General features: G+C 43.5%; 19 protein-coding genes and 1 other RNA gene. 10 read left to right on the top strand and 10 right to left on the bottom strand.

All coding sequences use genetic code 11. The annotated features are described in order from the left end of the window. Window positions 1-337 precede the first annotated feature (337 nt). A complete protein-coding gene (locus EWV68_RS15990) occupies window positions 338-808 on the top strand; it encodes a DUF29 domain-containing protein (RefSeq protein ID WP_287170380.1) in 471 nt (156 codons plus the stop codon). A gap of 88 nt (window positions 809-896) precedes the next feature. Here EWV68_RS15990 and EWV68_RS15985 read toward each other — a convergent pair whose 3' ends face one another. Next, window positions 897-1433 carry a deoxycytidylate deaminase gene (locus EWV68_RS15985; RefSeq protein ID WP_061431546.1) on the bottom strand — a complete coding sequence of 179 codons (537 nt, stop codon included), beginning with the start codon at window positions 1431-1433 and terminating at the stop codon, window positions 897-899. An 88-nt stretch (window positions 1434-1521) separates the two neighbouring features. Further along, window positions 1522-2373, bottom strand: coding sequence for a zinc metalloprotease HtpX (locus EWV68_RS15980; protein WP_287170379.1), 852 nt, complete (start codon window positions 2371-2373; stop codon window positions 1522-1524). Between the two features lie 507 nt (window positions 2374-2880). On the opposite strand from EWV68_RS15980, the gene EWV68_RS15975 reads away from it, so the two are divergent. Next, on the top strand, window positions 2881-3624 hold the full coding sequence (locus EWV68_RS15975; protein WP_061431545.1) for an energy-coupling factor ABC transporter permease: 744 nt from the start codon (window positions 2881-2883) through the stop codon (window positions 3622-3624). Between the two features lie 170 nt (window positions 3625-3794). Next, complete coding sequence (locus tag EWV68_RS15970) at window positions 3795-4118, top strand: PDGLE domain-containing protein (protein ID WP_002796648.1); 324 nt, start codon at window positions 3795-3797, stop codon at window positions 4116-4118. A gap of 300 nt (window positions 4119-4418) precedes the next feature. Here EWV68_RS15970 and EWV68_RS15965 read toward each other — a convergent pair whose 3' ends face one another. After that, window positions 4419-4577, bottom strand: coding sequence for a hypothetical protein (locus EWV68_RS15965; protein WP_287170378.1), 159 nt, complete (start codon window positions 4575-4577; stop codon window positions 4419-4421). Here EWV68_RS15965 and cbiQ point away from each other — a divergent pair. The 3 genes from cbiQ to EWV68_RS15950 all read left to right on the top strand — a co-directional run bounded on the left by cbiQ (window position 4567) and on the right by EWV68_RS15950 (window position 7432). Beyond that, complete coding sequence (cbiQ, locus tag EWV68_RS15960) at window positions 4567-5340, top strand: cobalt ECF transporter T component CbiQ (protein WP_287170377.1); 774 nt, start codon at window positions 4567-4569, stop codon at window positions 5338-5340. The genes EWV68_RS15965 and cbiQ overlap by 11 nt on opposite strands. Before the next feature lie 14 nt (window positions 5341-5354). After that, window positions 5355-6131, top strand: a complete 777-nt coding sequence (locus EWV68_RS15955) for an energy-coupling factor ABC transporter ATP-binding protein (RefSeq protein ID WP_061431543.1) — start codon at window positions 5355-5357, stop codon at window positions 6129-6131. A 110-nt stretch (window positions 6132-6241) separates the two neighbouring features. After that, on the top strand, window positions 6242-7432 hold the full coding sequence (locus EWV68_RS15950; protein ID WP_287170375.1) for a HEAT repeat domain-containing protein: 1191 nt from the start codon (window positions 6242-6244) through the stop codon (window positions 7430-7432). 396 nt (window positions 7433-7828) lie between these two features. Here the strand turns inward: EWV68_RS15950 and EWV68_RS15945 are convergent, their stop codons facing one another. After that, window positions 7829-10069 carry a glycoside hydrolase gene (locus EWV68_RS15945; RefSeq protein WP_287170374.1) on the bottom strand — a complete coding sequence of 747 codons (2241 nt, stop codon included), beginning with the start codon at window positions 10067-10069 and terminating at the stop codon, window positions 7829-7831. Between the two features lie 358 nt (window positions 10070-10427). Between EWV68_RS15945 and EWV68_RS15940 the strand changes: the two genes are divergently transcribed. Further along, complete coding sequence (locus EWV68_RS15940; protein ID WP_061431540.1) at window positions 10428-10721, top strand: hypothetical protein; 294 nt, start codon at window positions 10428-10430, stop codon at window positions 10719-10721. Between the two features lie 87 nt (window positions 10722-10808). Then, complete coding sequence (locus EWV68_RS15935; protein WP_287170373.1) at window positions 10809-11879, top strand: WD40 repeat domain-containing protein; 1071 nt, start codon at window positions 10809-10811, stop codon at window positions 11877-11879. A gap of 16 nt (window positions 11880-11895) precedes the next feature. Here EWV68_RS15935 and rnc read toward each other — a convergent pair whose 3' ends face one another. The 5 genes from rnc to rnpB all read right to left on the bottom strand — a co-directional run bounded on the left by rnc (window position 11896) and on the right by rnpB (window position 16198). Next, window positions 11896-12600, bottom strand: a complete 705-nt coding sequence (gene rnc, locus EWV68_RS15930; RefSeq protein WP_079206044.1) for a ribonuclease III — start codon at window positions 12598-12600, stop codon at window positions 11896-11898. A 461-nt stretch (window positions 12601-13061) separates the two neighbouring features. Further along, the gene (locus EWV68_RS15925) at window positions 13062-13484 is read right to left on the bottom strand and encodes a type II toxin-antitoxin system VapC family toxin (protein ID WP_287170372.1); all 423 of its coding nucleotides are present in this window, start codon (window positions 13482-13484) and stop codon (window positions 13062-13064) included. Further along, window positions 13468-13692, bottom strand: a complete 225-nt coding sequence (locus tag EWV68_RS15920; RefSeq protein WP_287170371.1) for a hypothetical protein — start codon at window positions 13690-13692, stop codon at window positions 13468-13470. Before EWV68_RS15920 ends, EWV68_RS15925 begins: the two co-directional genes overlap by 17 nt. Before the next feature lie 96 nt (window positions 13693-13788). Continuing rightward, complete coding sequence (locus tag EWV68_RS15915; RefSeq protein ID WP_287170369.1) at window positions 13789-15309, bottom strand: protein kinase domain-containing protein; 1521 nt, start codon at window positions 15307-15309, stop codon at window positions 13789-13791. 386 nt (window positions 15310-15695) lie between these two features. Beyond that, window positions 15696-16198, bottom strand: an RNA gene (rnpB, locus tag EWV68_RS15910) — RNase P RNA component class A. Window positions 16199-16387: 189 nt separating this feature from the next. Between rnpB and EWV68_RS15905 the strand changes: the two genes are divergently transcribed. Then, window positions 16388-17215 carry an alpha/beta fold hydrolase gene (locus tag EWV68_RS15905; protein ID WP_287170368.1) on the top strand — a complete coding sequence of 276 codons (828 nt, stop codon included), beginning with the start codon at window positions 16388-16390 and terminating at the stop codon, window positions 17213-17215. Here EWV68_RS15905 and EWV68_RS15900 read toward each other — a convergent pair. Next, window positions 17193-18347 carry a histidine kinase gene (locus EWV68_RS15900; RefSeq protein ID WP_287170366.1) on the bottom strand — a complete coding sequence of 385 codons (1155 nt, stop codon included), beginning with the start codon at window positions 18345-18347 and terminating at the stop codon, window positions 17193-17195. The two genes, EWV68_RS15905 and EWV68_RS15900, sit on opposite strands and share 23 nt — an antisense overlap. Before the next feature lie 147 nt (window positions 18348-18494). Between EWV68_RS15900 and EWV68_RS15895 the strand changes: the two genes are divergently transcribed. Beyond that, on the top strand, window positions 18495-20084 hold the full coding sequence (locus EWV68_RS15895) for a glycoside hydrolase family 57 protein (protein WP_002796661.1): 1590 nt from the start codon (window positions 18495-18497) through the stop codon (window positions 20082-20084). Window positions 20085-20502 lie beyond the last annotated feature (418 nt).

Genomic DNA, 20502 nt, shown 5'->3' with positions numbered 1-20502 from the left:
GGACTTTTTCCCTGAAAATTAGGTAATTTACCCGATGAAAATGGGTAAAACCCCACACCCCACACCCCACACCCTACACCCTGCCCCTAGGAAAAACTTTTTCAGCAGACCCTACTTAAAGACTATTAGTGACCTTCTCTCTTTCTCCCCTTTTTAGCCCAGAGCGTTGATCAAAATGTTTGTGTACTTTTGTTAAAAAGGAAAAGTTTTTTTGACAAAAAGAACAACTTGTGCTAGGGGATAAATATCTAACTTGGCAAAAATTCCCCGGACGAGAAGCTGATCGAGCGTTATAATTGACCCGTTACCCTGCGCTCCCAGTCGGGATGAGAAATCTATTATGACCGCTCTCTACGAGGAAGATTTTGTTCTCTGGACGGAAAAAACCGCCGAACTGTTAAAGCGAAAAGAGTTTGACCGGGTGGACTGGAAACACCTGATCGAGGAAGTCAAATGGATGGGAAAAAGCGAGAGACAGGCAATAACGAGTTTATTAACCGTTTTAATCGAACACCTGCTAAAACTATCCTATTGGGAATCGGAAAAAGAACGGAATGCCCGTGACTGGATAGTGGAGATTGCGGCTTTCCGAGCGCAATTAGAACAAAAAATAGATAGTGCCACCCTCGTCAACCACGCCCGCAATTCTTTGGAGAAAGCCTATTTAACCGCCAGAAAATCCCTGATTAACGCGCGGGTAGTCGATAAAAATGCGATTCCCTTGTACTCTATATTCACTCTTGAACAGGTATTAGACGGGGATTGGTTCCCCATCGATATCGAACCTTTTCTGGAAACCCGCCCATAAAAAATTTTCGCTATTTTATCCCAAGTAAACTAACTTTATCTACCCTAGAGATAGAGAGTTTTCCTAGTAATTAGCATCCTTGGGATAACTACCTGAGATCGATAGAAATGGGATTTAATAAAAATAAGGCCGCATGACTAGCCATTGCTTCTGATAAATAAATCTTTTTATATTTAATAATCCCCGTTTCCAGAAAAGAATCCCTTAACATTGCTTTTGTCCCACTATTAAAATCCGCTTCGTAAAAAACTTCTTTAATTCCCGAAGAAATAATTAGTTTTAAGCAGGAAATACAGGGTTCTAAAGTAACGTAAATACTAGCCCCTTGGGTAGAAATACCGTGTTTGGCCGCTTGAGCGATCGCATTAGCTTCGGCATGAATTGCCCGAGAGGGAATTTCTCCGGATTCTCGACAGGTTCCCAAACCGGGATAACAAAAACCCTGGGCAGTACAATGAACCGTTCCTGATGGGGAACCATTGTACCCCGTGGCTAAAACCTGCCGATCTTTGACAATTACCGCACCGACGGGAAAAGCTAAACAGGTGGATCTGGTGGCGGCTAATTTAGCGATCATTAAAAAATATTCGTCCCAAGTCGGTCTTTTTTCTTCAGAGTTGATCACGGTTTTATACCAAGCTAGAAAAAGCGAAAAAGAGGGGGTTATCTCTGATAGCTTATCATCAGATAACCTCTAAAAATTAAGAACGGGATCAGGTTAATAATTCCTGTTGAATGCGACGGAGATTTTCGATTCTTGCCTCGGTGGATGGGTGAGTGGCGAATAAATTAGCCAGAAACTGCCCCGAAAAAGGACTGCTAATTAACAGCGGTTCAAAGGCAGGATTAGCATTTAAGGGCATTTGACGACCGATCGATTCTAAACGGGTTAAAGCCCGGGCTAAAGCTTCGGGATTCTCGGTCAAGCGAGCGGAACCAGCATCGGCCTCGAATTCTCTGGTACGAGAGATAGCCATCTGAATCACAGTGGCGGCAAGGGGGGCGAGAAAGATGGTAAGTAGTAAACCGATGGGATTGCCCCCTTGACGATGGCGAGAATTGCCAGCAAACAGGAAACCATAACTCAGCATTCTGGCGAGGTAGGAAATCGCCCCGGCAACGGTGGCCGCAACAGCTTGGGTTAAGGTATCCCGGTTACGCACATGAGTTAATTCGTGGGCGATAACTGCTTCTAATTCGTCGGCGGGCAGCAGGTTTAAAATGCCCTCGGTAACGGCGACGGCGGCGTGTTCGGGATCTCTGCCGGTGGCGAAAGCATTAGCGGCGGGGGTGGGGACGATATAGAGTTGCGGCGTGGGAATATTGGCTTGACGAGAGAGATTTTCCACCATTTGGTAGAGTTCGGGGGCTTGTTGGCGGCTGACTGGTTGGGCTTGGTAAGCGGCCAGAGCAATGCGATCGGAGAAGTACCAAGAACCGATATTAGTAATGGCGGCGATTACTAAACCAATTAAAGCACCGCCCTGACCACCGAGCGCGTAGCCAATAGCGACAAGTAAACCGGCTAGTAAACCCAATAAAGCAACAGTTTTAAGCTGATTCATCTTTATTTATCTTAGGAAGTGGGAGGTATTACACTGATAACTGATAACAAGGGCCGAATCTAAGACCTAATTGGTTAAGCTAAAAGCTTTGATGTGCTTAGTTTCTAACCTTCTTTTTAGGTAGGAAAATTGTCAGATTCTGTCTTTTGCACGAGTGCCTGTTGCCTCTTGCCTTTAGAAGCAGATAACTGATAACTGATAACTGATAACTGATAACTGATAACTGATAACTGATTGAGTCCTAGCATAAAAACTGAAAAAACTCGAAAAATTAATAATAATTTAAATAATTTGACTGCTTGAGAATAATCTGATTTTGGCTGATAGCTAAACCCTGACGACCGGAAAAATAACAGAAATTCTTAAGAAGCTAAAGGGTTTAAATCCCCAGAGAGGGCATTGTAGAATGAAGCGGTTAGTTATCTACTAGAAGAGAGGACTTTTCCGTCCTAGCGAGACAATTCTCTGCAAATCTTTAACCCAAATTCCCAAGGAGACTGAATTTTAATGTCTGTTAATTTTCTGGGAGTTGGTTTGTTTCACCCTCTCCTTACCCCTTATCTCGCCCTCCATATTCCCGACGGCTTTTTGAGTCCACCGGTGAGTCTATTTACTTGGATAATTGCGGTTGTCCTGATTGGCTTTTCTCTCAAAAAAGTGCGCGGTCACTACGCTGAACGGGCTGTACCTTTGATGGGAGTTTGTGCCGCCTTTATTTTTGCCGCCCAGATGATTAATTTTCCCATTCCGGGGGGAACCTCCGGACATTTATTAGGGGGGACTCTTGCGGGGGTTTTACTCGGTCCCTGGGCGGGTTCTTTGGTGATGGCGGTGGTTTTTATCGTGCAAGCTTTATTTTTTCAAGATGGCGGTTTAACGGTTTTAGGGGCGAATATCGTCAATATGGGTTTGCTCGGCACGTTTGGCGGTTATTATCTCTATCTAGGGATTAGGAAAGCCCTCGGTTTTCATAGTTGGCGCAGTATGGCGATCGCTGTTGCCCTGGCCGCTTGGACAAGTGTGGTGGTGGGTGCGTTGGCTTGCGCCCTGCAATTGGCTTTATCGGGGACTGTACCGCCTTTAGTCGCCCTTTTTGCCATGTTATCTTGGCATATCCTCATCGGCATCGGGGAAGCGGTGATTACCGTTTTCGCTGTCGGTTATATCTGGCGAACCCGTCCCGATCTTCTCTACGATCCGCCCCATTCCGTTAATACTTCTGTTCCTCCTTCCTACGCTTCTCGTCAATAGACCTCTTGTAAAAATCAAAAATTGTTGTTAGGGTCAGGTCAGGAGAATTAAGAATGAATAATAATCAATTAAATGGTCTATTTAAGGATTTTATGCAATTTAATCCTTATTTTTACCGTTTTTGAACCCTCAAAAATTAATTATGCAAGAGGTTTAATAAAGATTAGCCCATGAATATTCGCAGAAATAGCCAATTTTTTCTGATTGGTCTGGTATGCTCCCTAATTATCGCCGTTTTTCTTTCTCCCTTTGCCAGTCCCGATCCCGACGGACTCGATCGAGTGGCGGAAGACTTGCAATTTAGCAAGAAAGAAGACCCTAACGCCCTCGGTAGTCAATTACCTTTCGCCCGAATTTTTGATGGTTATGCCCTCAAAGGTGTTCCCGAAGGTGTCGCCACTCCCCTCGCTGGTTTTCTGGGAACTCTTGCCACTTTCGGCATCGCTTGGGGTATCGGTAAATTAGTGATTGCAAAATCCCAAAATCAGGAGTAAGGAGTCGAGACGTGGGGACGTGGGGACGTGGGGACGTGGGGACGTGGGGCATTTAGCTGAAATTTCCCTAAATCCCTAAACCCCTAAACCCCTAAACCCCTAAATCCCTAAATCCCTAAATCCCCTTTCTAACTGATAACTGATAAGTAGTCGTGCAAAATTAATTTCCTAGTCGAGACTCCGATCCGAGACGGGAGACAGCTATTAGGGATCGGATTTGAGTTTTCAGTTCACTGTTTCCTCACACCAGAAGTCTGACGGAGTAGTGGCTTAGATGTGTAATTAATTTTGCTTAGGTACTTAACTGATAACTGATAACTGATAACAACTGATAACTGATAACTGATAACTGATAACTGATAACTGATAACTGATAACTGATAACTGATAACTGATAACTGATAACTGATAACTGATAACTGATAACTGATAACTGATAACTGAATAAATGCTACACATTGCCACTTTTTCTTGCGAAAATGAGCGCCAAAATTTCGGTTTTTGGCAGAAACTTGCGCCCCATACCCGGGTTTTAGTTACTCTTTTGTTAGTTTTTGCCACAGCCTTAACTCCGAATGGTAGCTGGGAAACTTGGGGGATTTACGGATTAGGATTAATTATTTTAATTCTGATCAGTCGGGTGGCTATTCCCGTACTTTTACAAAGAGTAGCGATCGAATTTGTCTTTATCGGTGTGGTTTTATTGGGAACTCTTTTTCGTGATGGCGGCGAAATTCTTTGGTCTTGGGGATTTTTGCGGATAACTAGCGAGGGATTGCTAGTTTTAGGCAGTGTGGCCCTAAAAGCTTTTCTCTGTCTTTGTACGGTCAATATTCTGGTTTTAACGACAGCGATTCCCGACCTGTTGCAAGCATTAGTTACCCTGAAAACTCCCCCTTTATTGGTGGCAATTTTGGCTTCTATGTACCGTTATCTAGCTGTTTTGATCGCTGAATTTAATTCCATGCGAAGGGCAGCAATTGCGCGCAATTTAATGAGTAGTCCCCGATGGCAACGGTTGCTAGTGGGACACATGATCGGCGCTTTATTTATCCGTACCTACGAACGTGGCGATCGCATTTATCAAGCCATGTTATCGAGGGGTTACACCGGTTCCTTGCCCTCTGTACAGGTTCCCCAAAGCAAGCTGAAAGATTATCTCGCTATAATTTGCATAGTAATTCTGATCCTCTGGGGTCAAATGGTACATCTACTCAGGTAAAAGTCTCGTTTTTCATGCACCACAACCCGATTTTTATTGAAAACCTAGTTTATACCTATCCTGACGGCACAGAAGCGTTAAAAGGTATTAATTTAGCCATTGAAGCTACGGAAAAGGTAGCTTTGGTCGGGGCAAATGGATCGGGAAAATCCACCTTATTACTGCATTTTAACGGTATTCTCCCGCCGCAAACGGGTAAAATCACCGTCGGTCCCTACCAAGTTAAACCGGAGAATTTAGAAAATATCCGCAATTTTGTCGGTTTAGTCTTCCAAAACCCCGACGATCAGCTATTTATGCCCACTGTCTGGGAAGATGTGACTTTTGGCCCGATGAATCAGGGAATTCGGGGAGAGGATTTAAACCATCGCTGTCATCATGCTTTACACGCGGTGGGATTGGATTCCAAGCATTACGGTAAGAGAAACAGTCAGAATCTATCGGGGGGTGAAAAAAAACGCGTGGCGATTGCGGGGGTTTTAGCCATGTTGCCGCAGGTCTTGGTTTTTGATGAACCTAGCGCCCAACTGGATCCCCGATCCCGTCGGCAATTAATACAACTGTTGGCCACTTTACCCCAAACCCAAGTGATCGCCACCCATGATCTCGATCTGGCTTTAGAACTATGCGATCGCACGGTGGTTTTAAGTCGTGGTCAGGTGGTGGCAGAAGGAGAAACCGCTAAGATTTTAAGTAATCGGGACTTTTTGGAAGAACACGACCTGGAAATACCCCTTTGTTATAGTCGTCCCTACTGTGCGATCGCTGATGCGCCCTCTACTGAAGTCTGATGCACAATTTTGAGATTTATTATCGGTTTCTTGCATAGAAGAGAGGACAAAAGCGAGAAAGTCTGACATTCTTGGGATAGGTAGCACGAAAATCGAGGCCATTTCCGACGATGCAAGCTCTGCTAGAAAAAGCTCAGATAGCGTTGAATAAAAAAGACTGGGAGACAGTAAACGCCAGCATACAGCGACTTTTAAACCAAAAAGATGCGATTGAACCGATTATTAACGATGAAATCCTCGATTTAGCCCTAGAAGCTTTACAAAAATGCGATTTTCAACAGCGATGGGAGATAGCTAAACTATTTCCTAAAATCGGTCAATCGGCGATCGCTCCTTTAATTGCCCTGTTAGAATCCGAGGAACAAGATGGGGAAATGCGCTGGTTTCTGGCGAGAATTCTCAGTCAATTTGACGATCGAGCCTGTATTCTCGCTCTCAGTCAATTATTGCAAAAATCGGAGGAGGAGGAAATCAGCCAAATGGCTGCGGCCGCTTTAGCTAATATCGGCAGTTCTGCGATCTCTAGTTTAGGACAATTACTGTCCGACTCGAACAGGCGTTTTTTAGCCGTACAAGCTTTATCACAAATTCGCCGGCCAGAAATTGTCGAACCGCTTTTAACCGTAGTTAAGGATGAATCTAGCGCCATTCGAGCCATGGCGATGGAAGCTTTAAGCAGTTTTCACCATCCCCAGATTACTGCGATGATCCTCGATGCTTTACAGGATCCGGCCATCGAGGTGCGACGGGAAGCAATTAAAGCTAGTAGTTACCTAGGGTCAAATTATCCCCAAGCAGATTTAGTTAACCATCTGCAACCACTGTTATTCGATATCCACCTCGATATCTGTCAAGAAACGGCGATCGCTATCGGTCGCATCGGCACAGCAACCTCAGCCAAAGCTTTAAATCCACTGCTGCAATCTTCCTTAACTCCCGATAGTTTAAAATTAACTGTAGTGCGAGCATTGGGCTGGATCGAGGATGAGGAAGCTTTAAATTACCTAGAAAAGGCTTTATATAGCGAAAATGTCTTGATTTGTCGGGAAATTATCGCTATTCTCGGCCGGCAAACCTGCCAGAAATTACGCCAACAAGCAGGGGAAATTCTCGGTAATTTTTATCACTCCCGTCCTGCGATCCTCGGTGATACAGGAGTTAAACAGTCTCTAGCGATCGCTTTAGGAGAATTAGATCGGGATAATAAAAGTATTTTGCTGACTTTAGCAGCCGATGGGGAAGCGATTGTCCGTCTCCATGCTCTCAGCGCCCTGAAAAAGCTAGATCATGGGAATATCTAGCTAATTTACCGCTGCACAGATGTGGTGAATTTGTCAGTGATCCGCATCCATTTCCCCAAGGATAGCGTTTAATTTCTCCTGCGCTTCTTGAGCAAATTGGGCATTAATGGAAAAATTGAGGCTCTCTTATTCTTTGTGTGATAAGTTTAACTTATATATTAGTGATCGATCTTTGTGTCCTTTGTGTCTCCGTGGTTCGTTCCACTCACTGCCCCAAGACTGTATCTTACAATACATTTTAGCCACCAAACCTAAGAGAGCCATCTATCTGATTAGTTAAAGCTAAAACATATCTTTCTACTATTACTGATCACTTACTAATAAATGATTCTAGCTGATAGCTGATAACTAAAAAACTGATTACTGATTACTGATTACTGATCACTGATCACTGATTTAAGGTCTTTGCAGGAAGATTAATTCTTCAACGGGGAGGAAATCATAGTATTGACCTTGATTGGCTAAAACTGCGATCAAATGGAGACGAGCATCGGGTTCAATGTGTAATCCTTCCCAGGGGACAGCAATTTCCAAACATTGATTAAAAGAAGCTTTGGCACTACTAGGAACTCGCTGCCAAGTAAAGTATTCTTGAGCGAATTCTAACCAAGTAAATTCCGTGATTAAATTTATTCCTAGATGATGATGATAACCGTAATCGAGGGGCGATCGAGGGGGAATATCTGTTAGGGGAATTGGACTTTGCAGACGATGCACTTCGTCATAATACCAGTATAAATGCACTTCAGGCGGTATATCTTTGCCTAATTCTGCCCCCGGTTTCCAATCGAAACGCAGATAAAAATTGAGGTGATCCCAACCGAAAAAGAGTCTTTGTACTAAGGAAGTCCGGTGCATTGTACCACTGGCGCCGCCAATTTCGATCCGTCCGGCTTTATCCCAATCCTGTTCGTCCCCAAAACCGTCGATAATGGGGTGAATGAAAGCCAGTGGACGATTACTTTGTTTATCCCCGTGTTCTTCCACCGGTTCGAGCAAATAGGAGGGAATTGGCTCATTTAAAGCTTGATACAGAGCGATCAGGTGTTCGCGGAAAAGTTGGTCAAAAATTGCGTCATGATTAGAAGAATGGCCATAACCAAACCACCAAAACCAATCGGAACCTTCCGCTGCATACAATGCTTCCCACGCATCGGGGTTATTATCTTCCGTCGCTTCCGGGTGATTAGCGAGGGTTTGACGGGCTAAAATTAGATATTCCCAAGCCTTATTTTTAGCGGGATCGCCGATCCAAGTGGTAAAATTGGCATCGATCCAAGACCCGCTATGAAGTTGATTGACAGGGATTTTGGCATTAGCGGGAAAGCGATCGAGATATTCGGAGACGGTGACTAATTCGATCGCTTGGTGGTCGCTTAAAAGTTGATAAAGATTCTCTAGGAAGGGTAAACCGTCTTGATGATAGTTTTCCCAACAGTTTTCGCCATCTAGCGCAATGGTAACTAACCAGGGTTTTTCTAGGGTCGTGGTTTCTGCGTTGGTTTTCAGTTGTTCGGCGATCGCTTCTAGGTGTTTAACTAAGTCTGTAGCGGCCTCTTGCGCTTTCATGCCACTATAGCTAAATCCGATCAGATCCGAGAGACGATGATCGCGGAAAACCATCGATAAATTGCCGTTGCTAGTTTCCAGACAGTAGGGACGATAAAGCAATTCCGGTTCGCTAATATTGCCTTTTTCGTCGCGATGAAAGTAATGTCCCAGAGACCAACCTAACACCCCCTCATCGGAACATAACCACTGAAAACCCTGTTTAGCGACTGCGGGGAGAATCGCGGGACTAACGGATTGTTCCGAGGGCCAAAGTCCTCGAGGATGTTTATCAAAGCGATCGATATAGATTTGCCAAGCTTTCTGGAGATGGCGGGAAATATCTTCAGGATAGTGGAAATATTGGCGAGGAAGGGTCATATTCGGCACTGCCACCCGGCCGGCTTCCGAGTTGGCCAGCAGGGGTAAAATTGGATGGGTGTAGGGACTGGTAATGATTTCTAGTTGTCCGGTTTCCTGCATTAACCGGTGTTGCGGCAAGATACGACGCAGAATTTGACGCTGTTTGGAGATAATTCGCTGGCGATCGCTTAAAGTGAAGTTTTTTCCCTGTTCTAACCAAGCAGCGATTTCTGGGTCACTGTGAAAGATAGGATCGATCCAAGCGAGGTTATGCCAAGCCAAGAGATCGCTATAATCTTGGAGATGCCAATGGCTAATACACCAACTATGACCGTTTTCTTGACGCTGTGCGTATAATTGCCCGTAACGGGGGTGCGGATCGATCAGGGTACGATGGTTAGCATCGAAAAAGTGTTCGAGGATAAAGTGTTTTTGTGCCAGGGTTAACTGCGCTTCTGGGGTGACGGTGAGGGCAAGATAGGGGTCTATAGCTAGTCCGTTGACGTAATCCTCTAATTGCAGGATTAAAGAGGGGACAAGGTTGACAGTTTGGTGTAATTTGGGAAAACGTTCTAGAATCAGGATTAAATCGAGATAATCTTTCACCCCATGCAGTCGCACCCAGGGTAAGCGATATTGTCCCGAAGCATCGGTGCGAGTTTGACAGGATTTGTAGAGGGGTTGGTGTTGATGCCAAATAAAAGCGACGTAGAGAGGATAGGCCATGATAATACCGAGGAAAAGTGCATATAACAGGCTTTAAAGCCGTTATATTAGATAATAATGGACAATAAAGCCCATTATAGATTCTTAAAAGTTGATTTCGGTCACTACCATAATCCTATCAACTGGTTTTGAGGGGGTATCGTCTCTTTGTATTTGTTAAAGGATCGGCTCCTCTGGTGTTGATTATTTGCAGTTCAGCAGTAGAATCCCTAATACTATTTTTCTTACTGATTACTGATTACTGATTACTGATTACTGATTACTGTTCACTGAAAAACCCCCATCACCTCGATCGACAACATTTTTCAGGGTGATAGGATAAGCTGGAATTATCGAAACCGTAAAAATAATAGATAAAATGAGTAATCTCCTCTGGCCGCGTTTTCTCAAGAAAGCTTACCGTCAAGAACCAATAACTAGCTTTATCTTTACCGTAGCGGCAGTAGATGTCATCATCGGGGTTCTAGGACAAAGATGGACACTGCTATCTTTAGGGGCAACGATTATGGCAATCGCTATCTTCGCCAGGTGGCAACAGAGCCAAAAAAGCAAGCAAATCAAGCAAGAAGAAGCAGCAAGATACTATTTACCGCCCCAATCGGGTCAAGTAGCTTTACCAACCCTGAAAAACGAAAAAAATCGACCTTCTTAGTTCAAAAATCTGACCTTGCTTGGCAATCAATCCCCTCAAAGGCTAGAATCTATAGCACCGTTCATTTGTTAATATTCAACTAAATTTATGAAATTCCGATTTACGGGTGGGGAGAAACTTGTCGGGGCAATTGTGGTCAGTGTTCTAACCACGCTGACAATCGGGCAACATCAGCTTAGTCATGCCCAAAATCCCATTGCCCCCCCTAAACCCGCGGCTGAAAGTGGCGAAAAAACCCCAGAAACTATCCTAGTAGAAGGTTTAGGCAGACTTACCCTCGCTAAAACCTTAGAAGGGCAACAATCCACCCCTAATGCTGTGATTTTCAGCCCCGATAACCAATTTGTTCTCGCTGGTGGTAGTGATACGGATCCTCTCCTGAGAATTTGGTCAGTGAAAACAGGTCAAAAAGTCTCCCAAACTCGCGCCCAAAGAACCAGCGTCAAAGCTTTAGCCATTAGTCCCAACGAAAGATTATTAGTTAGTAGCGGTTTAGATGGTTCTATTAATTTTTGGAATCTGGTGGAAGGCAAGTATTTAGGAATTGCCCTCGAACACGGTAATACTGTCCTCGCCCTTACGGTTACTCCCGATGGTAAAACGTTAATTAGTGGTGGTTTGGAAGGAATTCGCCTCTGGACAGTGCAACCTCCCCGCCGTCCCCTCTATCGTTTAAATTGGGTGGGTAATTTTGTTTATTCCCTAGGGATGAAATCCGATGGTGTCACCCTTGCCAGTGGTCATGAAAACGGTGAGGTAAATTTTTGGGACATCCGCGAGGGCAAATTTTTGTCGAAATTTGCTGCCCATCCCCAAGCGGTGAGCCAGCTTTTATACAGTCCCGACGGTAAAAATTTAATTACGGGTAGTTTAGACCGCACGATTAAAATCTGGGATACGAGCAATAATAAGTTATTATTTACCCTCATCGGTCATACAGCCCGAATTCGCTCCCTGGCACTCCATCCTAACGGACAAATTCTCGCTAGTGCCAGTAATGACGGTGTGCGTTTATGGGATGTGACCACGGGTAAACAGTTGGCCTGGTTTGATAATAATTCCGACTGGGTGGAATCCCTGGCTTTTAGTCCCGATGGGCAGTATTTGGCTAGTGGTAATTATGATTTTAAAATTCGCCTCTGGCAATTCGTCCGTTAGGCAAAAATATCTTCATTTAGCCTTTAACCACTTCTAGAAAAGCTGATTTAGCCGCTGCCTGTTCCGCTGCTTTTTTGCTTCTGCCTGTTCCCACTCCTAATTTTTGCTCATTTAACCACACTTCCGCACAAAAACGCTCTTGATCTAAACCATTGATTTCTTTTACTAAATATTGCGGCAGTTTTTTGTATGTTGCTTGTGTCCACTCCTGCAAGGCATCCTTATAATTCTGTCGGGCCGGATCTCGACGAATTTCGGCCGCTTTTTCCCGCAGTGGTTCATCTAACCAAGAACGCACTAAAATCATTGTCTGTGTACTAAGATATAATGCTCCCAAGACCGCCTCAAAAGCGTCTGCTAGTCGCGAAATTCTCCCCGCTTGATCGATACTCGTACTACTTGATACCAACAAATAACGCTCGAAACCGTAGCGATCCGCAAATTCCGCCAGAGTGCGATCGCTAACCATCATCGATCGCAGGGCGGCAAATTCTCCCACTAGCGCCTCCGGATAGGTTTCTAACAATACCTCCGCCGCCGCCAGTCTTACCACAGAATCGCCCACAAATTCCAATTGTTCATAATTCTTATCACGGGAAATACTGGGATGAGTTAGAGCTAAATCTAATAAATCCCACCTGACGGGGACATCAGCCGATAAACCCAGCTTTTCCACTAGGGTTTTTAATTGTTTTTGGCGACGCGGATCACTTAAGGACATGGGAGCGGGAAGAAGGGGTGTAGGGTGTGGGGTGTGGGGTGTGGGGGAGAGGGGAGAGAGTGAGTTTCTCAGTTTGTTTTGTAATGTCCTCATACCCAGTTTAAATGCACAACAGCTTATCTCACCTGTAGCGTTATACTCGAAGAAGGATTACCTTTATCAACAGTCTAGAAAAACCTCACAGAGAATTTCTCAACCGTTATCAAAAATACGGCTTTAAAGATGCTAATGAGATAGTGAGAGTGGCTCTAGAGCGATTTCAACTAGAACTAGAGGCTCAGGACTTACAAGAATCAGCAAATCTGTAGGCAGCAATTTATCAACAAGATGAAGAATTACAGCAACTTACCGAATCAGCTTTAGTAGGATGGACAGCATAATAAATCTCAAGCGAGGACTGATTATTGAGGTAAATCTAGAGCCAACTACAGGTTCAGAAACTGGGAAAATCAGACCTTGTATTAATCTACCCAATTTTCTAAGGATAAATGAGGAATTTGTCTAAAATGTCGCAGATTTCTGGTTACTAACCTAGCTTGATTAGCTAATGCGATACTAGCAATTAATAGATCGGCTCTGCCAATTTTTTGGATTTTAGAAACACTTCGTAAACGGTCAAATTGATTAGCAGCATCTCCATCAATTAAAATTACAGGAAGTTGATTCAGTAGGACTTCTGAACGACAAAAAAGTTTTTGTGCTTTCAATAAATCACTTCCTGAAAAAGCTTTAAGTAGATAATCTATCCTTCCCTGCAAAATTTCAATCTTGGTGACAATCGCAATGGCGACTTCCTCATCCTGTAAGCTTTCTAACCGATTAATAACGTTAGTATTACCTGCGTGGAGATGAGTTAAAGTATCCGTGTCAAGAAGATACATCATCTTCAGTTTCTGAACGTCCTCTAGCTTGGTAAATAGAGTCTCTTAGGTCAGCAAGAGAGCTATCATCCCTTAAAGCACCTGCTTGTTGCAGAAAAACAGTTTTACTCTTTGGGGAAGAGTTAGGAAGGGACGGAGGATTAAAGGCTTTCGTCTCTTGCTCTAATAAAATATCACTGTTTAATTTTTCTGATTTTGGTTTAACTGCCATAATTGCTCCTGATTATTTATTAATATTTTATCATAAATTTATTGCTAACTACAAGAGTCAAAGCTTTATTTTTGGTAATTTTCAAAATTTGGCGAATTAAAGCTTGACAGGATAAGTATTAACTTGCCAATTGCTTGTAGCTACAGGACAAGCTAAACCCAAATTAGTAATATTCCATTGGATAAAAGCATTATCGTTATTTTTCCAAGTAATCTTAACTGTGCCGACACAGTTACCTGCATTTCCAGATAGGTTAAAATTTCCTTGTAGGGTATCTCCAGTTGTACAACCTTCTGTTTGGGGAGCAGGAATCGTAATTGTTCCTGTAAATGGTGGTTTACCATATCCAAAAACAGTTTCAACTAAACTGAGTGTACTACTACCAAAACAAATTTTATTTAAGTTTGCAATTCTAGTTAAATTACTTTTAGAACGCCAAATTAAGCTTGTTTGCTCAGAAGAAGAGGCGATAGTTTCAGTTGGTTTAAGTTTTTCTTGTTGAAGTTGACGCTGTTTTTCAGCTAATTCTTCTTGGTTTTGTTCAAGCTGACGTTGTTTTTCATCTAGCTGTCGTTGCCTTTCCGCTAATTCTTGCTCTTGTTGTTTGGCTTGATTAGTCTGTTCTGATTGAATTTCAGAGATTCTTTCTTCTAATTTTTGTTGTTGTTTTTTAGAGAAGAAAGTCCAGCCAGCTAAGAAAGTAATACCTATTATTACAGCAGCAATAGTAATTTTTATCCAGTCATTTTTCAGAATCACGTTGCCTTGTTGAGATGAAGGGAAAGAAAGTTCAGTTGGCAGTACTGTCGGCTGTCCCTGTAGCGCCTGTCTCATCATTTGAGCAGTTGTAAATCTTTGATTTGCTTGCGATTTAATAGCTTGATCAATTGCATTGGCTAGAGTTGGACTAACATTTAAAGCATATTGTCGCCAGATAATTTCTCCAGTAAGCGGTTCGGTTTCTAATTCTTCAGGTATTCTACCTGTTAATAAATAAATTGCTGTTAAACCAAGAGCATATAAATCACTGGAAAAAACTGGTCTTCCTATTGATTGTTCTGGAGGCATGAACCCTGGTGTTCCAATTACAATAGAACTGGTGGAATTACCCCTAGGAGACATCCCTGTACCTATTGCTTCTTTAATAGCACCGAAGTCAATTAAAATTGGCATTTGATCGTGGTGACGAATAATAATATTATCTGGTTTAATATCTCGGTGAATAATCCGTTTACTTTGAATATATTCCAAGAGGACTAAAAGCTTTAGTAAAATTCTTTTAACAAAGGTTTCTTCTTGTTTTCCTTGGCTCTTAACTAAACTAGATAAAGTCTGTCCCTGAATATATTCTTGAACCAAATAAAACTGTCCCTGGTCCTCAAAATAAGCAAACAATGTGGGAATTTGATCATGACTATTTCCTAAATCTTCTAAAATCACTGCTTCTCTTTGAAAGCGCTCTTTGACCAGTTGATAGACCTGTGGGTTATTGTGCATAGGCCGGAGTTGTTTAATTACACAGGTGCGACCTGATGGTAAATGGGTATCTTCCGCGAGAAAGGTATCGCCAAATCCCCCACTTGCTAATTGTCGAATAATTCGATAGCGATTAGCCAATAGACTTTGCCTCATTTTTTTAACAGAATGTAAAGTTTTGTTAATAGATTCAATATTGCTGGTACTTACCCATTAACCAATATTTTAGCCTCAGATCTCCTAAAGAACCAAAAACACCCCAAACTTACTTAAGTGCGACACACCATTATATCTCTAGCTCACGGTAGCGGCGGCCAAGCGATACGGGATTTGATCAATCACCTAACCGTTAGCGGTGCAATCCCCCTCTAAGCTAAGAAGCATTTAAATTGGTAGTTGAGGTTCCAGGGGAGATGGGAGCAGGGAGCGGGGGAGCAGGGGAGATGGGAGCAGGGGAGAATAAATAAAAATAATCTCCTGAATACTGAATACTGATAACTGAATACTGATAACTGATAACTGATAAAGGAGAGAGTCAGACATAAGCCGAATTCTGTATTTCCCAACAGCAGTAAAATCGCTTTTACCTTTGTTGGAATAGAGGTTATCTATCTGGGATAATTGTCACCAATTACCTCGAGCGGTTCCTAAGAACGGGACAGGAAAAAGACCAACCTTTGTCCCTCCACCTTGCTCCCCACCGGGGTTTACCGAGCCAGTACCTCTCGATACTGCTGGTGCGCTCTTACCGCACCTTTGCACCCTTACCCCCAATCAGTTATCAGTTATCAGTTATCAGTTATCAGTGGAAAGTTATCAGTGGAAAGTTATCAGTTATCAGTGAATTTACTTTCGTTACTGTTTACTGATCACTGTTTACTAATCACTGAAAAAAGGGGCGGTATTTTTCTGTGGCACTATCCTCACGCTCACGCGCACTGGACGTTATCCAGCAAGTGTGGTCTTTCGGGAGTTCGGACTTTCCTCGCAATCATTGATAAAATGATTCCGCAACCTCTAGACCAACTCTCTCCTATTCTCTAGTATGACTTACCAGAGACTCGATCGCTCATATATCCTAGTCAATAATCAGTGATCAGTAAACAGTGAACAGTGAAAAGACAGTAGGAAACTCCTATTTAATACTGCTCGCTTAATACATACTGCTCACTTAAAACTCAAATCTGATAACTGATAACTGATAACTGATAACTGATCAATGTCGATGGCTCTAAACGTTAACATTAAAGGTAATGGCTATCCGATCCTCTGTCTGCACGGTCATCCCGGTTCGGCAGCCAGTATGTCTGTATTTACTGAGCATTTTTGCCAACGCTGGCAAACCCTGGCCCCGGATCTGCGCGGCTACGGTAAAAGTCGTTATCGCCGCGATTTTCAGCTAGAAGAACATCTAGAGGATTTAATCGGGCTGCTCGATCGCCAAAAAATCGAGCAATGTTTAATTCTCGGTTGGTCTTTGGGGGGTATAATCGCACTGGAATTAGTATTGCGGCATCCCGATCGCTTTCCTGGTTTAATTATAGTGGCCTCGGCCGCGCGGCCTTGGGGTAGTCATCCTCCTATCACCACCACAGATTTAGTTTTGACGGGGATGGCGGCAATTCTCAATCAGATTAAACCGGGATGGCGTTGGAATATTGATACTTTTGCTCGTCGTTCCCTGTTTCAGTACCTTTTTTCACAACATCAAGCGATCGCCTATCAATATCTCGCTCAAGATGCTGTTCCTGCCTACTTACAAACTTCTCCATTTGCTGATCGCGCTCTAAATCGGGCTTTAAAAAAAGGTTACAATTGTTTAAAATCTCTTGACAAAATTACAATTCCCTGCTTGGTTCTGGCGGGGGCAAATGATCGCCATATTACCAGTGCCTCGAGCCAAGAAACGGCCGAAAAACTGAAACTGTCTCAGTGGAAATGTTACCCAGATACAGCCCATCTGTTCCCCTGGGAAATCCCCGACTTAGTTTTAGGGGACATTGATGCTTGGTTAGCCGAGCATTTTAGCGATAAACTGGCAGGGTGAAGTGAAAACTACTGCCGTGGTCAGGGACACTATCCACCCAAATTTGACCGTAGTGGGCGCGAATAATCTTGCGACAGACCGATAAACCGATGCCATAACCTTCTTTACCCTCATCCCGTTTGAGACGCACATGACCCTCAAAAATATGCTCTTGTTTTTCTTCGGGGATGCCGGGGCCGGTATCACTGATGCTCACCTGTACTTTTTGAGTAGTACGATGGAGGACAGAAAGGGTAATTTCGCCGCCGGCGGGGGTATATTTGATGCCATTCTCGAGGAGATTAATAATCACCTGTCGGATTAACTCCTCATCAGCATAGACGGGGGGCAGATCTTGGGGGATATCGCTTTGGAGAATTAAAGTCTTTTCCTGAAAAGTATCGGTAAATTGAGACAAAATTTCCTGACAGAGGGATTGGAGATAAAATTTACTCTGTTGGAGAGTGAATTGCGCCGCCATGCTCTTAGAAGCTTGCAGAATATCCGTAATCAAACGGTTCATAATCCGAAACTGTTTGCGGGCCTGTTGGTGCAGTTGTTCTCGTAATTGCAGACTGCGCTCAGTATCCGGTTGATGATAGGCTAATTCTAGGGTTTCCACGGCGATGGAAGCGGCGGTGAGAGGGCTGCGTAAATCGTGGGCTAACATAGCCAAAATTTGGTCTTTAAATTTTAATTGTTCTAATAATTCTTCCTTTTCCTGTTTGAGACGAAAAACCTCATCGGCGATGCGGATGAGTTCGCCCGAATGTTCCACCTCTTGAAGTTGTGCATCCTCAGCGTGATGATTTTTGACCTCCTCTTTAATCGCTTTTTGCCAGCGTACCAACCATTTTTTAAACTGTTCCACCAGATTACTGCCCGCGAGGGTATGGCGGGGGACGGGGGCAATTTTGACCAAGGCGGGGGTAGCTACAAGGCGAAAATGTTCGACTAAATGAGGCTGCTGGCGAATTTCGATGATTTGTAGGTCAATCGGGTAATCAGACTTTAAAGACTGGAGATAGGACTGAATTTGACGGATAATTTCTTGAGAACTGGGACGGTCATCAACAAACAGCAAAAGTTGAATCGAGAGAGGCGTTGTCGTCTCTCTCCCTAAAGCAGTCAGTGGCTCGTTAGATGGGAGCATCGGAAAATTAGTAAACCTAGGGATTGACGAGATCGATCAATGATCGATCGACTTTTATCATATTCTTTATTGTAGAAGCTTAAGATAGTATAAAATCTACTCAACCTAATCTTAAAGTTTTATTCCTTAATTCTAAGAAGAAATCCTATGGCTTTTGGCTATGTTGCCCTAGTTCTCCACGCTCATCTCCCTTTCGTCCGCCATCCCGAAAGCGATTACGTCCTCGAAGAAGAATGGTTATACGAAGCAATCACAGAAACCTACATCCCTCTGCTGCAAGTTTTTGAAGGTCTCAAGCGGGACGGTATCGATTTTAAAATGACCATGAGCATGACTCCGCCTTTGGTGTCGATGCTGCGGGATCCGTTACTGCAAGAGCGTTATGAAGAACACTTAGGTAAGTTAGAAGAATTAATTGCTAAAGAAATCGACCATAATCAACATAATGGCCATATTCGCTACTTAGCCGAATATTACGCTGAATCTTTCCAAAGTATCCGACAAACTTGGGAAAAATACGATCGAGATCTGGTCAAAGCTTTTAAACAATTCCTCGACAGTAATAACCTAGAAATTATCACCTGTGGTGCGACTCACGGTTATATGCCCCTGATGAAAATGTACCCACAAGCGGTCTGGGCGCAAATTGAGGTGGCCTGTCAACACTACGAAGAAAATTTCGGTCGTCGTCCCAAGGGCATTTGGTTGCCGGAATGTGCCTACTATGAAGGGGTAGAAAGAATGTTAGCCGACGCGGGCATTCGTTACTTCCTCGTCGATGGCCACGGTATTCTCTACGGTCGTCCTCGCCCCCGTTACGGCAGTTACGCGCCCATTTTCACGGAAACCGGGGTGGCTGCTTTCGGTCGTGACCACGAATCTTCTCAACAGGTGTGGTCTTCCCAAGTCGGTTATCCGGGGGATGTGGTCTATCGGGAATTCTATAAAGATTTGGGCTGGGAAGCGGAATACGAGTATATTAAGCCCTATATCATGCCCAACGGTCAACGCAAGAATATAGGCATCAAATACCACAAAATTACTAGCCGGGACGGTGGTTTATCGGAAAAAGGGCTTTATGACCCCTACTGGGCCAAAGAAAAGGCCGCCGAACACGCGGGCAATTTTATGTATAATCGCGAGCGGCAAGTGGAGAGTTTAGCCGGAATTATGGGCCGTCCTCCCCTTGTTGTTTCTCCCTACGATGCCGAGTTATTCGGTCACTGGTGGTATGAGGGACCCTGGTTTATTGATTTTCTGTTCCGTAAGTCTTGGTATGACCAAAATATCTACCAAATGACCCATTTAGCCGATTATCTCCGGTCTAACCCGACCCAGCAGGTCTGTCGTCCTTCCCAATCCAGTTGGGGTTATAAGGGTTTCCATGAATACTGGCTGAATGAAACTAACGCTTGGATCTATCCTCACCTACACAAAGGCACAGAACGGATGATTGAATTAAGTCATCATGAAGCGGAGGATGAATTGCAGGAACGGGCTTTAAATCAGGCGGCCCGGGAGTTATTATTAGCACAATCTTCTGATTGGGCGTTTATTATGCGAACCGGTACGATGGTTCCCTATGCTGTCCGGCGCACTCGTTCCCACCTGCTGCGGTTAAATAAAATCTATGAAGATGTGAAATCCGAGAAGATTGATGCTGGTTGGCTGGAAAAAGTCGAGGAAATCGACAATATTTTCCCCAATATTGATTACCGCGTCTATCGACCTCTGTAATCTTTGTTAGAGATTAATAAAAATTTTGGTGCGTTATGGTTTGTAACGCACCTTGTTGCTTTCTGATTCACTCATTACTTGATCTCCTGTAGATTTCTGCACTATCTACAAAAATAGTACCCAACTTATCGAAAATTTGGGTTAAAACCCCATCGTTTTACGACGGCTTTTCCTGATCTTTGATATAAGACTTAAGAACTTCCAGTGGCGCACCTCTCAGTTATCAGTTATCAGTTATCAGTTATCAGTGGGTAAGTTATCAGTTATCAGATGTGAGTTTTTAAGTGTGCAGTATTAAATAGGGTTTGCTGAAAAAGTCATTGAAAAGTACAGGTCTCTTAATCAATGATTTCACTTAGCTACAAGCATAAGCTTTAGTTGTTGATTAATTTTTAAGTCATAACTTATCCTAATCATT

It is taken from the genome of Microcystis sp. M_QC_C_20170808_M9Col (genome assembly GCF_007095495.1).
In the GTDB taxonomy this organism is placed as follows: Bacteria; Cyanobacteriota; Cyanobacteriia; order Cyanobacteriales; family Microcystaceae; genus Microcystis; species Microcystis aeruginosa.
Note: the sequence above shows the minus strand (reverse complement) of the source record. Positions and strands in the feature narration are given on the sequence as shown.